Origin of the sequence: Actinophytocola sp. (assembly GCF_050699935.1) — a bacterium.
GTDB lineage: Bacteria > Actinomycetota > Actinomycetes > Mycobacteriales > Pseudonocardiaceae > Actinophytocola.
The window spans coordinates 1-18,505 of sequence record NZ_JBOHGB010000086.1 but is presented as its reverse complement, the minus strand read 5'-3'; the positions used below and the strand labels follow the sequence as shown (position 1 = coordinate 18,505).

The following is an 18,505-nucleotide window of genomic DNA, read 5'->3' as shown; positions in this document are numbered from 1 at the left end:
CAAGGTCAGCGCAGCGTCACCGCGACGCCCCTGCCAGCGCGAACACCCGGCCGTCGTGCGCACACAGCACCTGACCACCGGCACCCGGCCCGGACCCGGCCACCGAGATCGTGTCCCGATCGGAATGAACGGGAAGCCGCAGACCGTCCCCGACCACGAGCGCGCCCGCCGCACCGACCGCGACCAGCTCGCCGCCGACCGGCAGCAGCACCGGCGCGTCCCGGCCGGCCGACACCGCCGTGCGCCCCGCCCGCAGCCCGTCGAGCACCGCGGCCGCGAGGTCCGGGCCGCCCGCGGCGAGGTCCACGGCGGAGTCCACGGCGACCCAGGTCGTCGGCTCGCCGAGGCGGGTGCTGCCGTCGTCGCGGTGCCAGTCGCTGCCGCCGACCGGTGTCGTCCCGGTGCCCCACGCCTGCCACCACGCGACCGGGCCGCCCCAGCTCGGCGAGAGCCAGCTGGAGTGCCACACCTCGGCGAGCGGCGGGCGGACCGGCAGCGGGTGGCGCCACGCGCAGTCGGCGGAGAGCGGGTGGTTGACCGACAGCAGCCCGCCGCGCTCGGCCACGGTGCTCACCCAGCGCGCGGCCGGCTCGCGGAAGTCGACCCATCCGATGTCGCCGAACGCGTTGGCGTGGCCGTACTCCGTGGTGACCTCCTGACCCGGGACCAGCGCGATGCCGTACCGGCGGCCGACCTCCGCGAGCTCGGCGTGGTGGGCCACGGTGTTGTGGTCGGTGACCGCGAGCGCGTCGAGCCCGGACCGGACCGCCAGCGCGGCCAGCTCGGGCACGGTCAGCTCGCCGTCGGAGTGCAGCGTGTGCGCGTGGAAGTCGGCGGCGACCCACCGCAGCCCACCGGCCGCGGGCAGCTCCCGGCGCGGCGGCCGGTCCGGGACGGGCGGCGCCGCGCGGCCCTCCTCGACCCGCGGCGAGCCGCCGGTGCGGACGGTGACCGTGTAGTCCACTCCGGACTCGGGCACCCGGTGCAGGCCGACGACCACGTGCCAGCATCCAGGTTCGGGCTCGCCGGGCAGGTAGCCGGGGGTGGCGGCGCCCGGCGTGATGGCGAACCGGCGCCGCGCGCCGCCGGACCAGCCGCGCCAGCCCGCGGCGCCCTCGCAGCCGAGGTCTAGCACGGCGTCCGGATCGTCGGCGGCCAGCTCGACCTCGACCGCCGGGCAACCGGGTGGCACCTCGAACGGGAGTCGGGGCCAGATCCCCTCGGCGCGGTCGGCGCGGGTGAAGCGGCCCCGGAACGCGGACTCGTGAACGATCTCCACGGCGGCGATACTGCCAGTGATTGCGGAACATGGGCGCGGCCCCACCGCGATGATCGTCGGGACCGGGTAGCGTGCGAGCCGTGGTCGCGACGGATCCGGTGGACGCCCGCCTGCTCGGCGTAGTCGCCGAGATGGGCAGAGCAGCTGTGCACGAGGTCGCCGCCCGGATGGGAATGGACCCACGGGAGGTCGCCTCGCGCCTCGTCGCGCTGTCCGCGACCGGCCTGCCGCTGCTGGTGGGCGTCGAGTGCGACCCGGGCCGGCTGCGGACCGCGGCCGCCGCCGCGATGCAGCAGGCCGCGATGCCGCAGGCCGCGCCCTACGGCTACCCGCCCCAGCCGTACCAGGCGCCGCCGTCGGGCCCGATGCCGATGCCGTACCAGGGCCCCGGCGCGCCGGGTCCGCCCGGACCGCCGGGGCCGTCCGGTCCGTACTCCGTACCGGCCGGACCACAGGTACCGCAGGGGCCGCCGTCGGGTCCGCACTCGGTGCCCCAGCCGGTGCCGTCGGGCCCGATGCCGGCCGGCTACGCCGGGCGGACCGGTCCCCCCAGCGCGCCGGTACCCGCACAGCAGACCGGCCCGCCGAGCGCGCCGTTCCCGAGTGCGCAGCCGGACCCGCCGATGAGCATGTGGGGACCGCCGCAGACCGCGTCCTGGGCCCGCGGTGACCAGCCGCCGCAGGACGTCACGCAGCCGACCGTGCGCACGGAGAGCCAGACGCGGCAGGGCAAGGTCGGCACGGTGCTGTTCGCCGAGGGGCTGGAGGGCGAGAAGCTCGCGATCCAGCTGGTGGAGGTCGTCGACCCGGCCGACTATCTGTTCACCGCGGCCGGCTACCGGCTGCAGGAGGGCGAGCGGTCGGTCGTGGTGCACACCGAGCTCACCAACCGCGGCAAGGCGGCCTACCAGTCGCTGCCGGACCTGTACCTGGTGCTGGTGACCCCGGACGGGAAGTCGATCTCGAAGGCACCGGTGTCGCTGTCATCGCGGCCGCCGCACCGCATCGGGGTGCCGCCGGGTGAGACCGCGGGCGGGCACACCGTGTACGTGGTGCCCGAGCGGACCGAGATCGCCTCGGTGCGCTGGAGCCCCCGCCCGGACGAGGAGTCCCGAACCCTCACCTGGACGATCGACGACTGATCCGCCGGCTACTCGCGGCCGAACATGCGGCCCAGCCAGCCCTTGCGCTCCTGCGCCTGGCCGCGCTCCGGACCCCACGTCTGACCCTGCGTCTGCTGGCTCTGCACCGGGTTCTGCATGGGGTTCCGCATCCCGCGCGGAACCCTGTCCTGTGCGGGGATCGGCGTCGTCGGCGGCTCACGGCGGCGCGGCGGCTCGTAGTCCAGGTCCTCCCCCACCGGGTGCGGACCGTCCTCGCCGCCGATCACCGACGGCGCCACGCCGTCGACGAGGAAGCCCTCCGATAAGTGGTCGTCTCGCTCGGTCACGACTGCTCCGCCTCCCCGGAATTCGATGTGTTGGTCCCGTTGAAGGACGAAAAGTTCTGCCTGGTCACGTACGTGTGGCTGGCTTACGTCACGTTCCCCTGAGGTGCGGTTGCGAAGCCCTCGGCCTGATTCGATCTGGGGGTCGACACAAGGGGTGTCATGGCATCACCTCGTACCCGCGTGTTCCCGACAAGGTACGCGAAAACCTCCCAGGATCGGTGGCATACGCGCCAAACACGCACAGAATCATCCGTCGGCCAGCAGATCCAGGACCTTGCGTAGGTCGTCCGGGTACTCACTGGTGAACTCGACCCGGCGGCCGTCGGCCGGGTGGTCGAAGCCCAGGAGGCGGGCGTGCAGCCACTGGCGGGTCAGGCCCAGACGCTTCGCGAGCACGGGGTCGGCGCCGTAGGTCAGGTCGCCGACGCACGGGTGGCGCAGCGCCGCGAAGTGCACCCGGATCTGGTGGGTTCGCCCGGTCTCCAGCCGGACTTCGACGAGCGTCGCCGCGCGGAACGCCTCCAGCGTGCGGTAGTGCGTGACGCTCGGCCGGCCGGCCGCGACGACGGCGAACTTGTAGTCGTGCCTGGGATGCCGGTCGATCGGCGCGTCGATGGTGCCGTCGGTCGGGTCGGGGTGGCCCTGGACGAGCGCGTGGTAACCCTTCTCGACGGTGCGGTCCTTGAAGGCGCGCTTGAGCACGGTGTACGCGTGCTCGCTCTTGGCCACGACCATCACGCCGGTGGTGCCGACGTCCAGCCGATGCACCACCCCCTGCCGCTCGGCCGCACCGGAGGTCGACACCCGCATGCCGGCCGCGGCCAGCCCGCCGACGACGGTCGGACCGGTCCAGCCGGGGCTCGGGTGCGCCGCGACGCCGACCGGCTTGTCCACCACGATGATGTCGTCGTCCTCGTGCAGGACCGTCATGCCGGGCACGGGCTCGGCGCGCACGGGCACGGGCTGCTCCGGCTCGGGCAGGGTCACCTCGAGCCAGGCGCCCGCGACGAGCCGGTCGGACTTGCCGGCGGGCCTGCCGTCGAGGCTCACGTCGCCGGACTCGGCGAGGGCGGCGACCGCGGTACGGGACAGGCCGAGCAGCTTGGCCAGCCCGGCGTCGACCCGCATGCCGTCCAGCCCGTCGGGGACCGGAAGGGTGCGAGCGGTCACGCGTCCGTGTCCTTCGCGGGCTCTTCCTTCGCGTTGATCGTGTCCTCGGTGTCCGCCGCGTCCTTCGGCATCGGGTCCTTCGGCGTCGCGTCCTTCGGCGTCCTGTCCTTCGGCGTCCTGTCCTTCGTCGACGTGCCGTCGTAGTCGCGGCCGAGCAGGGCCATGACCACGATGAGCGCGCCGCCGCAGACGATGGACGAGTCGGCGACGTTGAACACCGGGAAGACGTCGCCGTTGGGGGCGAACGGCGAGAGGAAGTCGACGACGTGGCCGCGCAGCGGGCCGGGCGCGCGGAGGAAGCGGTCGATGAGGTTGCCCAGCGCACCGGCGAGCACCAGGCCGAGCCCGACGGCCCAGCCGATGGAGCGCAGCTTGGGCATGATCCAGATGATCGCGATGACAACGCCCACCGCGATGAGCGTGAGCACCCACGTCATCCCGGTGGCCATGCTGAACGCGGCGCCGGGGTTGCGCACGAGCTGCAGGTAGAACAGCCCGCCGAGCACCCGCACCGGTGCCTGCCCCTCGAGGGCCGCGACGGCGATGATCTTCGTGACGATGTCGGCGGCCAGCACCACCGGCGCCACGACCGCGAACAGCCAGCCGCGGCGGGGCGGCCGGGACGGTTCGGGTGGGGGCGGCTGCTCGGTGTCGGTACGACCCGGCTGCTCCGCGTCGGTACTGGTCTCGTCGCTCACCGGGCCATTGTCCATGGTCGGCGAAACCGGGTGGTCAGCAACCACTCACGTACGCCGCCCCGGCCGGAGGTCGAGCAGGTCGACGTCGCCGCTGCCGGTCAGCCGCATCGGCTCGTTGATCACGACAAGCACGACGCATCGAGGCGATGGTCTGCGCGGCCTCGCGGAGCCGGTCCAGCGCCTCGGCGGGGGCGTTGCCGCGCCGCCAGACTAAAGCGCGGCCAGCAACGGCGGCAGCGGACGCGGGTCGGGCGCGGGGGTCCAGCGGCCGTCCACCTGCTCGTAGTCCGCCGCCGGGCCGTGCGTGACCAGCGAGCGCAGCGCGCCGACGAGACGGTCGACGTGCTCGGCGGTGCTGCCCAGGCCGAGGCTCGCCCGCAGCGCGCGAGTACCCGTGGCGCCGGCCGAGGCGAGCAGGCGGCGGGTCGCGATGTGGGCGCAGAACGCGCCGTCCCGCACGCCGATGCCGTGCTCGGCCGACAGCGCCGCCGCCAGCAGACCCGGGTCCTGGCCGTCGACCGCGAAGCTCACCACGCCCACCCGGTCGCCGCCGAGCAGGGACAGCTCACGCAGGCCCGGCACGCCGGCGAGCCCCGCCCGCAGCCGCGTCAGCAGCGCACGCTCGTGCGCGATGATCGCGTCCCAGTGCCGGCCCAGCGTCTCGCACGCCACCGCGAGCGCGTGCGCGCCGACCACGTTCGGCGTGCCGGCCTCGTGCCGCTCCGGGCCCGTCGACCAGGACACCGCGAGGCGCGAGTCCCGGTCGGCCACCAGCGACGTCGCGCCCCCGCCGGCCAGGTACGGGTCCGCCGCTCGCAGCCAGTCCGCCCGCCCGACGAGCGCGCCGGCACCGAACGGCGCGTACAGCTTGTGCCCGGACAGCACGACGTAGTCCACGTCCAGCGCGCGGACGTCGACCGGACGGTGCGGGGCCAACTGCGCGGCGTCGAGCACGATGCGGGCGCCGTGGTGGCGGGCGATCGCGGCGACGTCGGCCACCGGCCACAGCTCGCCGGTCACGTTCGACGCACCGGTCACCACCACGAGCCGCGGCCCGGTCGGGCAGTCTTGCAGGGCGCGGTCGAGCGAGCCGACCGACGAGATGTGCCGGACCAGCGGCCCGCGCCACGGCAGCAGTGCGGCGTGGTGGTCGGTGTCGAACCGCACCACCGACGTGCCGGTCCCACCTGTTCGCGGCAGCGCGCGGGCCAGCAGGTTCAGCGCGTCGGTCGTGTTGCGGGTGAACACCACGGCGTCGGTCCGCCGCGCCCCGACGAACCGGCGCACCACCTCGCGCGCCCGCTCATAGACCTTTGTGGACACCTGCGAGGCGAGGCCCGCGCCGCGGTGCACGCTGGCATACCAGGGCAACAGCTCGTCGACCGCGTCGCGGACCGCCGCAAGGCAGGGCGCGCTCGCGGCGTGGTCGAGGTTCGCGTACGGCACCCGGCGACCGTCCACCAGCGGCACGGTCAGCCGCGCGCCGACGACGGGCGGAATCGGGCCGGGCAGGCCGCCGGACACGGGTCGGACATGTGGGATGGCGAGCGTCATCGTGAAGCCTCCGGGGTCGGGGCCCCGCCCCGGGGCCCGCGCTTGCCCACCCGCACCTCGCGGAGGGCCTGGTCCTCACCCGGGGCACCCCACCGCGGTTGGAGGGTTGCCGGCCAGCAAGCCGGGGCTTGACGCTGGCACTCATGACCTTCGCGCCCGAAGGTAGCCGATCCGGCCCGGAACTGTCCAACCGCCACCGTGCTTGACACACTCCCCCCATGACTGACTTCGATGTGCTGGTGCTGGGCTCGGGACCCGGGGGACAGAAGGCCGCGATCGCGGCCGCCAAGCTCGGCGCCGAGGTGGGGCTGATCGAGCGGCGCAACATGATCGGCGGCGTCTGCATCAACACCGGCACCATCCCGTCCAAGACCCTGCGCGAGGCCGTCCTCTACCTGACCGGCATGAGCCAGCGTGAGCTGTACGGCCAGAGCTACCGGGTCAAGGAGGAGATCACGATCGGCGACCTGACCGCCCGGACGAGCCACGTCGTCGGCCGTGAGGTCGACGTGATCCGCAGCCAGCTGTCCCGCAACGGCGTCTCGGTGCTGCCCGGCCTGGGCCGGTTCACCGACCCGCACACGGTCCAGGTCTCCGACGGCAGCGGACAGGAGCGCTCGGTGTCCGCGGACAAGATCGTGATCGCCACCGGGACCTGCCCGGCCCGCCCGTCCAGTGTGGACTTCGACGCGCAGACGATCATCGACTCGGACGGGATCCTCGGGCTGGAGCGGATCCCGCGGTCGATGATCGTGGTCGGCGCCGGGGTGATCGGCATCGAGTACGCGTCGATGTTCGCCGCCCTGGGGACCAAGGTCACGGTGATCGAGCAGCGGATGCGGATGCTCGAGTTCTGCGACACCGAGGTGATCGAGGCACTCAAGTACCACCTGCGCGACCTCGCGGTGACGTTCCGGTTCGGCGAGACCGTGGCCGCCGTGGAGCGGCACAAGAACGGCACGGTCACGACCCTGGAGAGCGGCAAGAAGATCCCCGCCGACATGGTGATGTACTCCGCCGGCCGACAGGGCATGACCGACCACCTCGACCTGCCCGCGGCCGGGCTGGCGGCGGACAGGCGCGGCCGGATCAAGGTCGACGGCACGTTCCGCACCGAGGTCGAGCACATCTACGCGGTCGGGGACGTGATCGGCTTCCCCGCGCTCGCGGCCACGTCGATGGAGCAGGGCCGGCTCGCGGCCCACCACGCGTGCGGCGAGCCGGTGCACGAGATGCACGAGCTGCAGCCGATCGGGATCTACACGATCCCCGAGATCAGCTACATCGGCCGCACCGAGGACGAGCTGACCGAGCAGCGGGTGCCGTTCGAGGTCGGCGTCTCCCGCTACCGCGAGCTCGCCCGCGGGCAGATCATCGGCGACTCCTACGGGGTGCTGAAGCTGCTCGTGTCCCCGCAGGACCGCTCGCTGCTGGGCGTGCACGTGTTCGGCACCGGCGCCACCGAGTTGGTCCACATCGGACAGGCGGTGATGGGCTGCGGCGGCACGATCGACTACCTCGTGGACACGGTGTTCAACTACCCGACGCTCGCCGAGTCATACAAGGTGGCCGCCCTGGACGCGACCAACAAGATCCGCCAGATCAGCATGCTGACGGAGTGACACCTCAGCCGTACAGGAACGTCCCCGGGAACGGCACGACCCAGCCGTCGCTCCGCCGGACCGCGTGGCCGGAGTACTGCGTGGCGGCCTCGAAGAACTGCCAGCCGCCGAACGCCTTGCCGTCGACCGGTTCGCCGACCACGGCGGCGACGTCGGAGGACAGCGTCTCGTAGGACACGCCGTGCCAGTCGCCGCCGGCGGCGGGCTCGGCGGCGACCTCGGCCGGCGACGCGGTCAGCAGCCACAGGGTGAAGTGCACGTGCGCGCCGCTGCTGCTGCCACCACACGGCAGGGCGTTGCCGATCGTGCCGAGCACGGTGCCCGGCGCGACCTGCTGTCCGTCCGCCACCTCGATATTCTCCATGTGGTAGTACCCGGTACGCCAGCCCTCCACGTGGTCGATCGTGACCCAGGGGCCACCCGGGCACTGCCAGATGTGGACGGTGCCGTCGAGCGGCGCACGCACGATGCCGTCGGAGGGCGTCAGGTCGATGGCGTTCTTCGGGCCGGTCGCGCCGTCGTCGGAGTGAATGCCGGCCGAGCCGGCGGACTGGCCCGGCGCGAACGGCAGGCCGAACGCCGGGAAGAGGGACTCGCGGTTCCCGCTCGCCGACGCGCCCGGTGCGGTCACGACCAGACCGACCACCAGTGCGATCGTGGCCAACGACGCGATGACCCGGTTCCGCGTCGTCCGCGTGGTCGTCAGCCTGACCGTCACTGTCCCGCGCCTCTCGCTAGGTTCGGCACTCGCGACAGTCCGAAGGTATGCGGCGGAAACGGGCCGCGGGCACCGTCGTTCGGCGGTGACGTTTGCCAGTTTTGGCCCGTCAGGGCTCTTTGCCGGTCTCGCCCATCCAGCGCGCGTACCGGCCGGCGCGGTCGACCGCGCGGATTCGGTGCTCGGTCGCCGTACGCACCCGCTCGGTCGCGACCACCAGCAACTGGTCGTGCTCCTGCAACCGGGTGCCCGGAGCCGGCGTGTGGCCGACGCCGTCGCGGACGAGCAGGCTGACCGTCGCGCCGATCGGCAGGCGCAGCTCACGCAGGTAGACGCCGTGCATCTTGGACCCCTTCGGGATGCGGACCTGCAGCAGCGCGGCACCGAGCTCGTCGAGCGGCGCGGCGTCCACGTGGATCTCCTGGGAGCGGGCGCCGCGGCCCAGGCCCAGCATGGACGCGACCAGCTGCAGGGTGCTCCCCTGCACCAGGGTCAGCACGATCACCAGCACGAACACCCCGTCGACCAGGAGATTCGCACCGGGCAGGCCCTCGGTCAGCGGGATCATCGCGAGCACGATCGGCACGGCGCCGCGCAACCCGGCCCAGGACACGAACGCCTGTTCCCGCCATGGCATGCGGAACGGCGCCAACGACACGATCACCGACAGCGGTCTCCCGAGCAGCGTCACGACCGCGCCCGCGACGAGGCCGGGCACGACCGCGTCGAGGAGCCGGCCGGGCGACATGAACAGCCCCAGCAGGACGAACAGCCCGATCTGGGACAGCAGGCCCAGCCCCTCGGCGAAGGAGATCGTGTCGGTGCGGTGCGGCAGCCGGGAGTTGCCCAGCACCAGCGCCGCCGCGTACGCGGCGAGGAGCCCGGAGGCATGGATGGCCGAGACCCCGGAGAACGCGAGCACCGACACCGCGACCGTCGCAAGTGGATAGAGGCCGGTGGCCGGCAGTGCGGCCCGACGCAGTGCCGCGGCACCGAGCCAGCCGAGCAGCAGGCCGAGCAGCGCGCCGACGACGAGCTCGTACAACACGACGAACGGCAGTCCCCAGGTGGTCGCCCCGCCGGATGCCAGCAACACCACCGCGATGTAGGCGGCCGCGTCGTTCATGCCGGATTCGAGCTCCAGCGAGCCGACGAGCCGGCGGCTGACCGCGACGTTGCGCAGGACGCTGAACACCGCGGCGGCGTCGGTGGACGAGAGGACCGCGCCCCACAGCAGCGCGATCCGCCAGTCGAAGCCGAGCAGGAGGTGCAACGCCGTGCCGGTCACCGCGATCGTCACCGTGACGGCCACTGTGGACAGCACGATTCCGGGCCACAGTGACGACTTCACCTCTGACCACCGGGTGGTCAGGCCGCCCTCGGTGAGGATCAGGACGAGCGCGGCCAGCCCGAGCGACTCGGTGAGTGGGGCGTTCTCGAACTCGATGCCGATGCCTGCCTCGCCGAGCACGACGCCGATCGCGAGATACAGCACGAGCGACGGGAAGCCGAGCCGCACCGAGATGCGCACCGCGACCACCGAGACCAGGAGGACGGCGGCGACCGCCCCCAGCACGACGGACAGCTCGAGGCCCACTCCACCTCCCAGAACACCTCGGCAAACTCCCGACGAATGAACCTAGCGTGCGAATCGGACCGTTGACACGCTGACGAGAGATCGGCAACTCCACGGAGGGAAGATCATGAAGTTGCGTCTCGCGCTGGTCACGTTGAGCACCGTCGCCCTCACGGCCGCCATCGCCTATGGCACGGCGTCGGGGGCGCAGGCGCCGGCCCTTTCGCCCGCCCAGGCCCAGATCGCGGCCGGCCCGGACATCCCCGGGGCCGACGTGCAGGCGCATCTGGCGCAGTTACAGGCAATCGCGGACGCGAACGGCGGGAACCGCGCGCACGGCGAGCCGGGCTTCCGGGCCGGGCTGGACTACATCAAGGGCGCGCTGGATGCCGCCGGGTTCACCACCCAGCTGCAGGAGTTCTCGGCCTTCGGCACGGGCTGGAACCTGATCGCCGACTGGCCGGGCGGCGACGAGAACCAGGTGATGATGTTCGGCGGCCACGCGGACGGCGTGTCGGCGGGGCCGGGCATCAACGACAACGGCTCCGGCTCGGCCGGGCTGCTCGAGGTCGCCCTCACGGTCGCCGAGCAGACCCTCCAGCCGGCCAAGCACCTGCGGTTCGCGTGGTGGGGCGCCGAGGAGCTGGGGCTGATCGGGTCGACGCACTACGTCTCGAGCCTGCCGCAGACCGAGCTCGACAAGATCGCGGGCTACGTGAACTTCGACATGATCGGCTCGCCCAACCCGGGCTACTTCGTGTACTCCTCCGAAGGCCAGCCGGAGGGCTCGGCGAACATCGAGAAGATGTTGACCGATCACTACGCGGCACTGAGCATCCCGACCGAGACGACCAACATCGGCGGCCGCTCGGACCACGCGGCGTTCGCGGACGCGGGCATCCCGATCGGTGGTGTGTTCAGCGGCGCCGAGCAAACCAAGTCGTCGGAGCAGGCGGCGAAGTGGGGCGGCACGGCCGGCGAGGCGTTCGACGAGTGCTACCACTCCTCGTGCGACACGGTGGACAACATCGACGCCACCGCGCTGGACAACAACAGCGACGCCATCGCCGACGCGGTCTGGACCCTCACGGCTTAGCGGCCGCGCCCGGATTCGGCCTCCGGCCCCGGTTTTCAGCGTAGACGGCCGGGCCGACGTTGCGGCCGCACGCGCGGCACCTGTGGACAACGGGGCCGATTGAACGGTCCATTCAATGGCCCCGGGGCCCCCCGATTTCCACGCTACCGGCGACCACCGACGGAAACGGGCGGTGTCGGCCGGGCTTGTGGACTGCTCAGCCGAGCAGCTCCGCGAGGCGGGCCGGGTCGGCGCCAGTCACCTCCACGACCTTGTCGCGGCCGCGCTCGCCCGTCACGATCACCACGTCCTGGCGGCGGACGCCGAACGCGACGGCCAGCGCCTTGCGCACGGCCTCGTTCGCCTTGCCCTCGACCGCGGGTGCCGGCACCGCGACCACGAGCGCGGTGTCGGATCGGCCGGGCGGCGCGGGCCAGCGGCCGCCGACCGCCTCGCGGCGGGCGCCGGGCTTGACGCGGACGCCGAACCGCAGCGCGCTCACGGCGCGGCGAGGATCTCGGCGAGCCGGTCCAGCGGCCGGGCGATCCACGGCAGCGTCAGCGGGTCGGGGCTGTCGAGGGCCGCGCGCCGCTCGTCGTCGTGCGCGCCGGTCAGCTGGCCGGTGGCGACCCGGAACCGCAGCGACTCCGCGGGCTCGCCGAACTCCGTGCCGGGCAGCAGGGCCAGGCCGTGCCGCTCCAGCAGCCTCGCGGCCACCTCCGCCGCGGTCCCGTCGACCAGCGGGGCGAGGTCGGGGTAGCTGTAGAACGCGGCCTGCGGCGGCTCGACCCGGGCGCCGGCCGCCGCGAACCGGTCGGCCACCGCGACGTTGATCCGCTCGTACAACCGGCGTGCTTTGTCCACATAGGACCGGATGGGTTCCGGCTCGCTGAACGCGAGCGCCGCCGCGGACTGGACCGGCAGGGCCGGGCAGGACCACAGCTCGCTCGCCACGCCGAGTGCCAGGTCCAGCAGCGGGCCCTCGGGGAACCGGGCGACGCCGATCCGCCAGCCGCCGAGCGCGAGGTTCTTGGACAGGCCGGTCGTGACGATCGTGCGCTCGGGCGCGAGCTGCGCCGGGCTGACGAACTCGCCGCCGTAGCCGAGGTCGCGGTAGATCTCGTCGGAGACCATGACCAGATCGTGCTCGCGGGCGACCTCGCAGGCGGCGCGGACGGTCCGCGGGGACGCGAGCCGCCCGGTGGGGTTGTCCGGCAGCGTGAGGACCATCGCCCGCGCACCCGGCCGCACGAGCGCGGGGTCGGCCACGCCACCCTCGCGCGCGGGCACGAAGATCGCGCGCCCGCCGAGGAGAGCCGCCTGCTGGGCGTAGGACACCCAGCTCGGCCGCGGGAGGACGATGCCACCAGCGCTCCCCCGGTCGAGCCGCAGCACCGCGAGGAGGCTCGCGTACAGCAGCGCCTTGCTGCCCGGCCCGGCGATCACCTGGCCGGGATCGGTCGGCAGCCCGCGCCGGGTCCAGTAGCCGGCGGCCGCCTCGCGCAGCGCGGGATCGCCGGCCACCGGACCGTAGGCGTTGCGCCCGGCCGCCTCGGCGAGCGCCTCGGTGAGCAGTGGGTGCACCGGGACCCCGGCCTGCCCGAAGGACATCGGCAGCACCGGCAGCCCCGCTCGCCGCCGCTCCTCGACCACCTGGTGGGCCGCGAGCGTCGCCGACACCGCCATCGTCAGACCCTCACCACATCGACGGTGACCGCCACCCCGTCGCCGACCGTGCCGTCGAAGCCCGACGCCGGACCGTAGGAGACCGCGTCGGCGAGGGTCTCGCGTGCCACGAACGACTCGTGCGCGCGGACCGCCGCGGTCACCTCGTCCGGGGCCCGCACGGTCAGCGCGATCCGGTCCGCCACGTCGAGCCCGGCCGCGCGGCGGGCCTGCTGGACCACGCGCACCAGGTCCCGGGCCAGGCCCTCCGCCTCCAGCTCGGGCGTGGTCACCGTGTCGAGCACGACCAGGCCCGACGAGCCGGGCAGCTCGGCCGTCGCACCGGTGTCGGTCGCCACGAGCCGGCGCTGGTACTCGCCCGGCAGCAGCTCGATGCCGGCCGCCACGACGGTGTCGTCGGTGGACGTCCACTCCCCCGCCTTCACCGCGCGGATGACCTTCTGCGTGTCCGCGCCGAGCCGCGGGCCGCACGCCCGCGCGTTCACCACCAGCTCGAAGTGGCCGTGCGCGGCCACGTCCGTGGTCAGCGACACGTCCTTGACGTTCACCTCGTCCGCGATCAGCTCGGTGAACGGCTCCAGGACCGCGGCGTCCGGCGCGGCCACCACCAGCGACGCCAACGGCAGCCGTACCCGCAGCTTGTTCGACTTGCGCAGCGCCAGCGCGACCGAGCACACCTGCCGTACCCGGTCCATCGCCGTCACCAGCGCGTCGTCGGCGGGCAGCAGGTCGTCGGCCGGCCAGTCGGCCAGGTGCACCGAGCGCTCGCCGACAAGCCCGCGCCACACTGCCTCCGAGGTCAGCGGCAGCAGCGGCGCCACCACCCGCGACACGACCTCCAGCACCGTGTGCAGCGTGTCGATCGCGTCCTGGTCGCCCGCCCAGAAGCGGTCCCGCGAGCGGCGCACGTACCAGTTGGTCAACGCCTCCAGGTAGTCCCGGACGCCCGCGCACGCGCCGGACAGGTCGTAGACGTCCAGCGCCTCGCGGCTCGACACCACGAGCGAGTGCGTCTTCGCCAGCACGTACCGGTCGAGCACGTGCGGCGAGTCCGTCCGCCAGGTGCCCTCCACGGACTCCGCGTTCGCGTACAGGGCGAGGAAGTACCAGCAGTTCCACAGCGGCAGCACCGCCTGGCGGACCGCGTCGCGGATGCCGCGCTCGGTCACCACGAGGTCGCCGCCCCGCAGGATCGGCGAGGCCATCAGGAACCAGCGCATCGCGTCCGAGCCGTCGCGCGCGAACACCTCGTTGACGTCCGGATAGTTCTTGCGGGACTTGGACATCTTCTGCCCGTCGTCACCGAGCACGATGCCGTGCGCCACGCAGTTGCGAAACGCCGGCCGGTCGAACAGCGCGGTGGCCAGCACGTGCATCGTGTAGAACCAGCCGCGCGTCTGGCCGTTGTACTCGACGATGAAGTCGCCCGGGTAGTGGTGCTCGAACCAGTCCGCGTTCTCGAACGGATAGTGCACCTGCGCGTAGGGCATCGAGCCGGACTCGAACCAGCAGTCCAGCACCTCGGGCACCCGGCGCATGGTCGACTTCCCCGTCGGGTCGTCGGGGTTCGGCCGGGTCAGCTCGTCGACGAACGGGCGGTGCAGGTCGGTCGGCCGCACGCCGAAGTCGCGCTCGAGCTCGTCCAGCGAGCCGTACACGTCGGTGCGCGGGTACTCGGGGTTGTCCGAGACCCACACCGGGATCGGCGAGCCCCAGAACCGGTTGCGCGAGATCGACCAGTCGCGCGCGTTCTCCAGCCACTTGCCGAACTGGCCGTCACGCACGTGCGCGGGCACCCAGTTGATCTCCTGGTTCAGCTCGACCATCCGGTCGCGGAACTTGGTGACCGCGACGAACCACGACGACACCGCGCGCTGGATCAGCGGGTTGCCGCAGCGCCAGCAGTGCGGGTACGGGTGGTCGTAGGTCTCGTGGCGCAGCAGCTTCCCCGCCGCCTTGAGGTCACCGATGATCTGGCCGTTGGCGTCGAACACGTGCATGCCCGCGTAGGGCGGAACCTGCGCGTCGAACCGGCCGTGCGGGTCGACCGGCGTGGCGGGCGTGATGCCGGCCGCGTCCGTGACGGCCTTGTCCTCCTCGCCGTAGGCCGGCGCGATGTGCACGATGCCCGTGCCGTCCTCGGTGGTCACGTAGTCCGCGGCGAGGACCTGGTGGGCGTTCTCGGTGCCGACGAAGAAGTCGAACGGCGGCGTGTAGCGGCGGCCGAGCAGGTCGGCCCCCTTGAAGCGGGCGACGACGGCCGGGTTCTCGCCGAACTCGCGGGCGTAGGCGGGGACGCGCGCCTCGGCGAGCAGGTACTTCTCGCCGTCGCGCTCGACCGTCACGTAGTCGACGTCCGGGTGCACGGCCATCGCGAGGTTCGACGGCAGCGTCCACGGCGTGGTCGTCCAGACCAGCGCCAGCTCCCCGGTCTCGAGCCGCAGCCCGACCGTGACGGCCGGGTCCTGCCGGTCGAGGTAGACGTCGTCCATCCGGGTCTCGGTGTTGGACAGCGGCGTCTCGCAGCGCCAGCAGTACCACAGCACGCGGTAGCCCTCGTAGATCAAGCCCTTGTCCCACAAGGACTTGAACGCCCACATGACGCTTTCCATGAAGTCGAGGTCGAGCGTCTTGTAGTCGTTGTCGAAGTCGACCCAGCGGGCCTGGCGGGTGACGTAGTCGCGCCACTGGCCGGTGTACTGGAGCACCGAGGTGCGGCAGGCGTCGTTGAACTCGGCGACGCCCATCTCCTCGATCTCGTCCTTGGTCTTGATGCCGAGTTGCTGCTCGGCCTCGAACTCCGCGGGCAGGCCGTGGCAGTCCCAGCCGAACCGGCGCTCCACGTGCCTGCCGCGCATGGTCTGGTAGCGCGGGACGACGTCCTTGACGTAGCCGGTGAGCAGGTGACCGTAGTGGGGCAGCCCGTTGGCGAACGGCGGGCCGTCGTAGAAGACGAACTCGTTGCCGCCGTTCGTTCCGACCGGGCGCGCGTCGATGGTGGCCTGGAAGGTGCGGTCGCTGTCCCAGTAGTCGAGTACGGCCAGCTCGAGGGTCGGGAAGGACGGCTGGGACGCGACACCCTGGTTCGGGCCGTCCGCGCCGAGCTGCGCCTTGGGGTATGCCATCGGTGTTCCTCGCGGTCGTTCCGTCGTGTGCGTTGCGCACGGGGACGACTGACGCCGCGGTACCACCCCGCTTGCCGACCTGCTCGGTCGACCGCTCGTTGGTCGGCTGTGACGGGCCGTCCCGTCCGGTTCTACTGAGGCTCGCACCCGTTCTTCCGGAGGCTCCCCGGTGATGGCCGGATCAACGCCGTTGGCTTCCAGGATAGCCAGGGCCGGCAACCGGGTTAGCGCGTGGCCCGGTGCTGCGCGGCGAGCGTCGCATCCGGGCCGCAGCGCGCGCACGGCGTGAAGCCGAGCTCGCGCGCCTCGAACACCGGGAGCGGCAGCGTCGGCTTGTCGAGCAGGTACGTGCAGCTCGCCAGGTGGTAGCGCGGGTGCTCGTCAACGACGCGGACTTCGACCCGGAGGTCGTTCACCACGAGGAGGTCCGCCGCGTCGGTGTCCTCCTCCCCCGGCTCGCCGGGTTCCTGGGCCACCGGCCGCTCGGCCGGCTCGTTCACTCGCTCGGCCGGTAGCTCTGCCGGTAGCTCTGCCGGTAGCTCTGCCGGCGGCTCGGTCGGTCGCTCGGGCGGGGGTTGGGTCGGGTGGTCTAACTCACCGGACCGGCCGACGAACACCGTGGCCGGTGGCTCGGTGCCGGCACGCTGTTCGCCGCCCGGCGGCGGTTCCGTGCGGCCACCACCGGCCGGCTCGACGGGCGGCGAACCGCCCCGCACCGTTTCGGTGAGCGGTGGCGTCTGGTCGCTGAATGGCCGCTCGGGGCGCTCCATGACCGGGTCCGGCTCCGCCGCATCCGCGGCCTCGGCGGCCCGGCGGCGGCCGCGGATCCAGTCGAGCACCAGCAACCCGGCCGCGATCACGCTGACCGTGACCGAGATCCACGCGAACAGCGTGTTGGCCGTGGTGAGCGCGGCGATCAACAGCCCGAATGCCGCGAGCACCAAGCCGAGTACGAGATACAGCACGCGAATCGTCCGCTAGGCGGGCGTGACGACGCCCGCCGTCAGCCCGCCTCAGCCGCGCGCGGGCCGAACGCGTAGCCCTGCTGACCCGAGGACCTGTTGCCCTCCGACGAGCCGGGCGCGCCCGTGGTCGGCGCCGCCGAACCGCGGTCTCCCAGCTCGCGCAGGCTGGACTCGAGGAACGTCTTCAACCTGGTCCGGTACTCGCGCTCGAAGGTCCGCAGCTCGTCGATCTTCTTCTCGAGTGCCGTGCGCTCCGCCTGCACCTGCCCGAGGATCTCGGAGTGCTGCCGCTGTGCGTCGCGTTCCAGCGTGGTCGCCTTGTCCCGTGCCTGACGTTCCAGCGTCTCGGCCCGGGTGCGCGCGTCGTTGAGCATCGTCTCGGCCCGGGTACGCGCCTCGTTGATCATGGTGTCGGACTTGGCCCGGGCCTCGGACAGCAGCTGCTCGGACTTGGTGCGTGCCTCGGCGAGCATGCCGTCCGACTCGGCCTTGGCCTCGCCGGTGAGCCGGTCGGCCATCTCCTGGGCCAGCCCCAGCACCTTGGCGGCCTGCACGTGGTGATCTCCACCGACGCCGCCCGGCGAGGTCTGCTCCATCGCGCTCGGCGGCGGCACCGGCGTCAGCCGGCGCGGCTCGTCGACTCGCGGCCCCGCCGGGGGCACGGCGTGGCTCGCGCTCTCGATGTCGGCGCGGGCCGACTCGAGCTGGGCGTCGAGCTGCTCGACCTGCGCGCGCAGGTCGTTGTTCTCCTCGATGAGCCGCGACAGCTCGACCTCGACCAGGTCGAGGAAGGCGTCCACCTCGTCCTCGTTGTAGCCCCGCTTGCCGATAGGAGGCTTGCTGAACGCGACGTTATGAACGTCAGCGGGGGTCAACGACATCTGATCACCTCACGCACTCATCGGCTGCGGTCCACCCAGACGTCCCCGTCATCCGGGATAGGCCAGTCGCATCAGTATGAACACGACCAACAGCAGCACCATAATCGATAGGTCCAGCCCTACACCGCCGATCCTGACCATCGGGATCAGCCGACGGAGCAAGCGGACCGGAGGATCGGTCACTGTGTAGATGGTCTCCAGCGTTACCGCAACCCCACCGGCCGGGCGCCACTCCCTCGCGAACGCGCGGACGAGCTCAACCACGACTCGGGCGGTGAGGAACAGCCAGAAGACGAACAGTATCCAGTACAAGACAAGCCGGAGGGGGTCCACGCTGTCAACTCTGCCATCAATCAGGTCCGGTTGAGCAACCCGCCCTCCGCAATCCGCCGTTTGTCCTCCGCCGTCGGATCCTGATTCGGCGGTGAGATCAAGAACACTTTGTTCGTGACCTTGTCCATCGAGCCGCGCATGGCGAACGCCAGCCCGGCCGCGAAGTCGACGAGCCGGCGGGCGTCCGCATCCTCCAGCTCGGTGAGGTTCATGATCACCGGAGTGCCGTCCCGGTAGTGCTCGCCGATGGCCCTGGCCTCGGCAAAGCTGGTCGGGTGCAGCGTGACGACGCGGCCCATCGGGTAGCCCGTCGGGGCCGCCGCGGGCTCGGCCGGCCGGGGCCGCGGCGCCGGTTCGCGGCGCGGTTCCACGG

At 72.3% G+C, this 18,505-nt stretch carries 17 protein-coding genes and 1 riboswitch; of the genes, 3 read left to right on the top strand and 14 right to left on the bottom strand.

What is annotated here, in order from left to right:
• Positions 1-16: 16 nt before the first annotated feature.
• Positions 17-1,279 (bottom strand): CehA/McbA family metallohydrolase, encoded by a 1,263-nt coding sequence (locus ACRDTB_RS24400; protein WP_431433880.1) that lies wholly within the window; start codon positions 1,277-1,279, stop codon positions 17-19.
• Between the two features lie 80 nt (positions 1,280-1,359).
• Here ACRDTB_RS24400 and ACRDTB_RS24395 point away from each other — a divergent pair, with 80 nt between their 5' ends.
• A complete protein-coding gene (locus ACRDTB_RS24395; protein ID WP_431433878.1) occupies positions 1,360-2,421 on the top strand; it encodes an AsnC family protein in 1,062 nt (353 codons plus the stop codon).
• 8 nt (positions 2,422-2,429) lie between these two features.
• On the opposite strand, the gene ACRDTB_RS24390 is transcribed toward ACRDTB_RS24395, so the two are convergent.
• From ACRDTB_RS24390 to ACRDTB_RS24375, 4 genes are all read right to left on the bottom strand, one after another.
• On the bottom strand, positions 2,430-2,729 hold the full coding sequence (locus ACRDTB_RS24390; protein WP_431433876.1) for a hypothetical protein: 300 nt from the start codon (positions 2,727-2,729) through the stop codon (positions 2,430-2,432).
• Between the two features lie 246 nt (positions 2,730-2,975).
• Complete coding sequence (locus ACRDTB_RS24385; RefSeq protein ID WP_431433874.1) at positions 2,976-3,899, bottom strand: RluA family pseudouridine synthase; 924 nt, start codon at positions 3,897-3,899, stop codon at positions 2,976-2,978.
• Positions 3,896-4,597, bottom strand: a complete 702-nt coding sequence (lspA, locus tag ACRDTB_RS24380; RefSeq protein WP_431433872.1) for a signal peptidase II — start codon at positions 4,595-4,597, stop codon at positions 3,896-3,898. The genes ACRDTB_RS24385 and lspA overlap by 4 nt, the downstream gene beginning before the upstream one ends.
• A gap of 210 nt (positions 4,598-4,807) precedes the next feature.
• On the bottom strand, positions 4,808-6,151 hold the full coding sequence (locus ACRDTB_RS24375; protein ID WP_431433870.1) for an aminotransferase class V-fold PLP-dependent enzyme: 1,344 nt from the start codon (positions 6,149-6,151) through the stop codon (positions 4,808-4,810).
• A 33-nt stretch (positions 6,152-6,184) separates the two neighbouring features.
• Positions 6,185-6,300: riboswitch (SAM riboswitch) on the bottom strand.
• Positions 6,301-6,369: 69 nt separating this feature from the next.
• Between ACRDTB_RS24375 and sthA the strand changes: the two genes are divergently transcribed.
• Positions 6,370-7,773, top strand: coding sequence for a Si-specific NAD(P)(+) transhydrogenase (gene sthA, locus ACRDTB_RS24370; RefSeq protein ID WP_431433869.1), 1,404 nt, complete (start codon positions 6,370-6,372; stop codon positions 7,771-7,773).
• Between the two features lie 4 nt (positions 7,774-7,777).
• Here sthA and ACRDTB_RS24365 read toward each other — a convergent pair whose 3' ends face one another.
• Both ACRDTB_RS24365 and ACRDTB_RS24360 read right to left on the bottom strand, forming a co-directional pair.
• Positions 7,778-8,491: a M23 family metallopeptidase gene (locus tag ACRDTB_RS24365; RefSeq protein WP_431433868.1), complete on the bottom strand. Its 714-nt coding sequence runs from the start codon at positions 8,489-8,491 to the stop codon at positions 7,778-7,780.
• Between the two features lie 109 nt (positions 8,492-8,600).
• Positions 8,601-10,088 carry a potassium/proton antiporter gene (locus tag ACRDTB_RS24360; RefSeq protein ID WP_431433867.1) on the bottom strand — a complete coding sequence of 496 codons (1,488 nt, stop codon included), beginning with the start codon at positions 10,086-10,088 and terminating at the stop codon, positions 8,601-8,603.
• Positions 10,089-10,194: 106 nt separating this feature from the next.
• Between ACRDTB_RS24360 and ACRDTB_RS24355 the strand changes: the two genes are divergently transcribed.
• Complete coding sequence (locus ACRDTB_RS24355) at positions 10,195-11,163, top strand: M28 family metallopeptidase (protein WP_431433865.1); 969 nt, start codon at positions 10,195-10,197, stop codon at positions 11,161-11,163.
• A 196-nt stretch (positions 11,164-11,359) separates the two neighbouring features.
• Here the strand turns inward: ACRDTB_RS24355 and ACRDTB_RS24350 are convergent, their stop codons facing one another.
• From ACRDTB_RS24350 to ACRDTB_RS24320, 7 genes are all read right to left on the bottom strand, one after another.
• Positions 11,360-11,644, bottom strand: coding sequence for a DUF167 domain-containing protein (locus ACRDTB_RS24350; protein ID WP_431433863.1), 285 nt, complete (start codon positions 11,642-11,644; stop codon positions 11,360-11,362).
• Positions 11,641-12,828 carry a pyridoxal phosphate-dependent aminotransferase gene (locus ACRDTB_RS24345; protein WP_431433862.1) on the bottom strand — a complete coding sequence of 396 codons (1,188 nt, stop codon included), beginning with the start codon at positions 12,826-12,828 and terminating at the stop codon, positions 11,641-11,643. The genes ACRDTB_RS24350 and ACRDTB_RS24345 overlap by 4 nt, the downstream gene beginning before the upstream one ends.
• Before the next feature lie 2 nt (positions 12,829-12,830).
• A complete protein-coding gene (ileS, locus tag ACRDTB_RS24340; protein WP_431433860.1) occupies positions 12,831-15,953 on the bottom strand; it encodes an isoleucine--tRNA ligase in 3,123 nt (1,040 codons plus the stop codon).
• Between the two features lie 224 nt (positions 15,954-16,177).
• The gene (locus ACRDTB_RS24335) at positions 16,178-16,918 is read right to left on the bottom strand and encodes a hypothetical protein (protein WP_431433858.1); all 741 of its coding nucleotides are present in this window, start codon (positions 16,916-16,918) and stop codon (positions 16,178-16,180) included.
• A 38-nt stretch (positions 16,919-16,956) separates the two neighbouring features.
• Positions 16,957-17,799 carry a DivIVA-like cell division protein Wag31 gene (gene wag31, locus ACRDTB_RS24330; protein WP_431433856.1) on the bottom strand — a complete coding sequence of 281 codons (843 nt, stop codon included), beginning with the start codon at positions 17,797-17,799 and terminating at the stop codon, positions 16,957-16,959.
• Positions 17,800-17,847: 48 nt separating this feature from the next.
• Positions 17,848-18,132, bottom strand: coding sequence for a YggT family protein (locus tag ACRDTB_RS24325; RefSeq protein ID WP_431433854.1), 285 nt, complete (start codon positions 18,130-18,132; stop codon positions 17,848-17,850).
• A gap of 20 nt (positions 18,133-18,152) precedes the next feature.
• Positions 18,153-18,505 (bottom strand): cell division protein SepF (locus tag ACRDTB_RS24320; protein WP_431433852.1); only part of this gene is annotated, 353 nt, incomplete at its 5' end.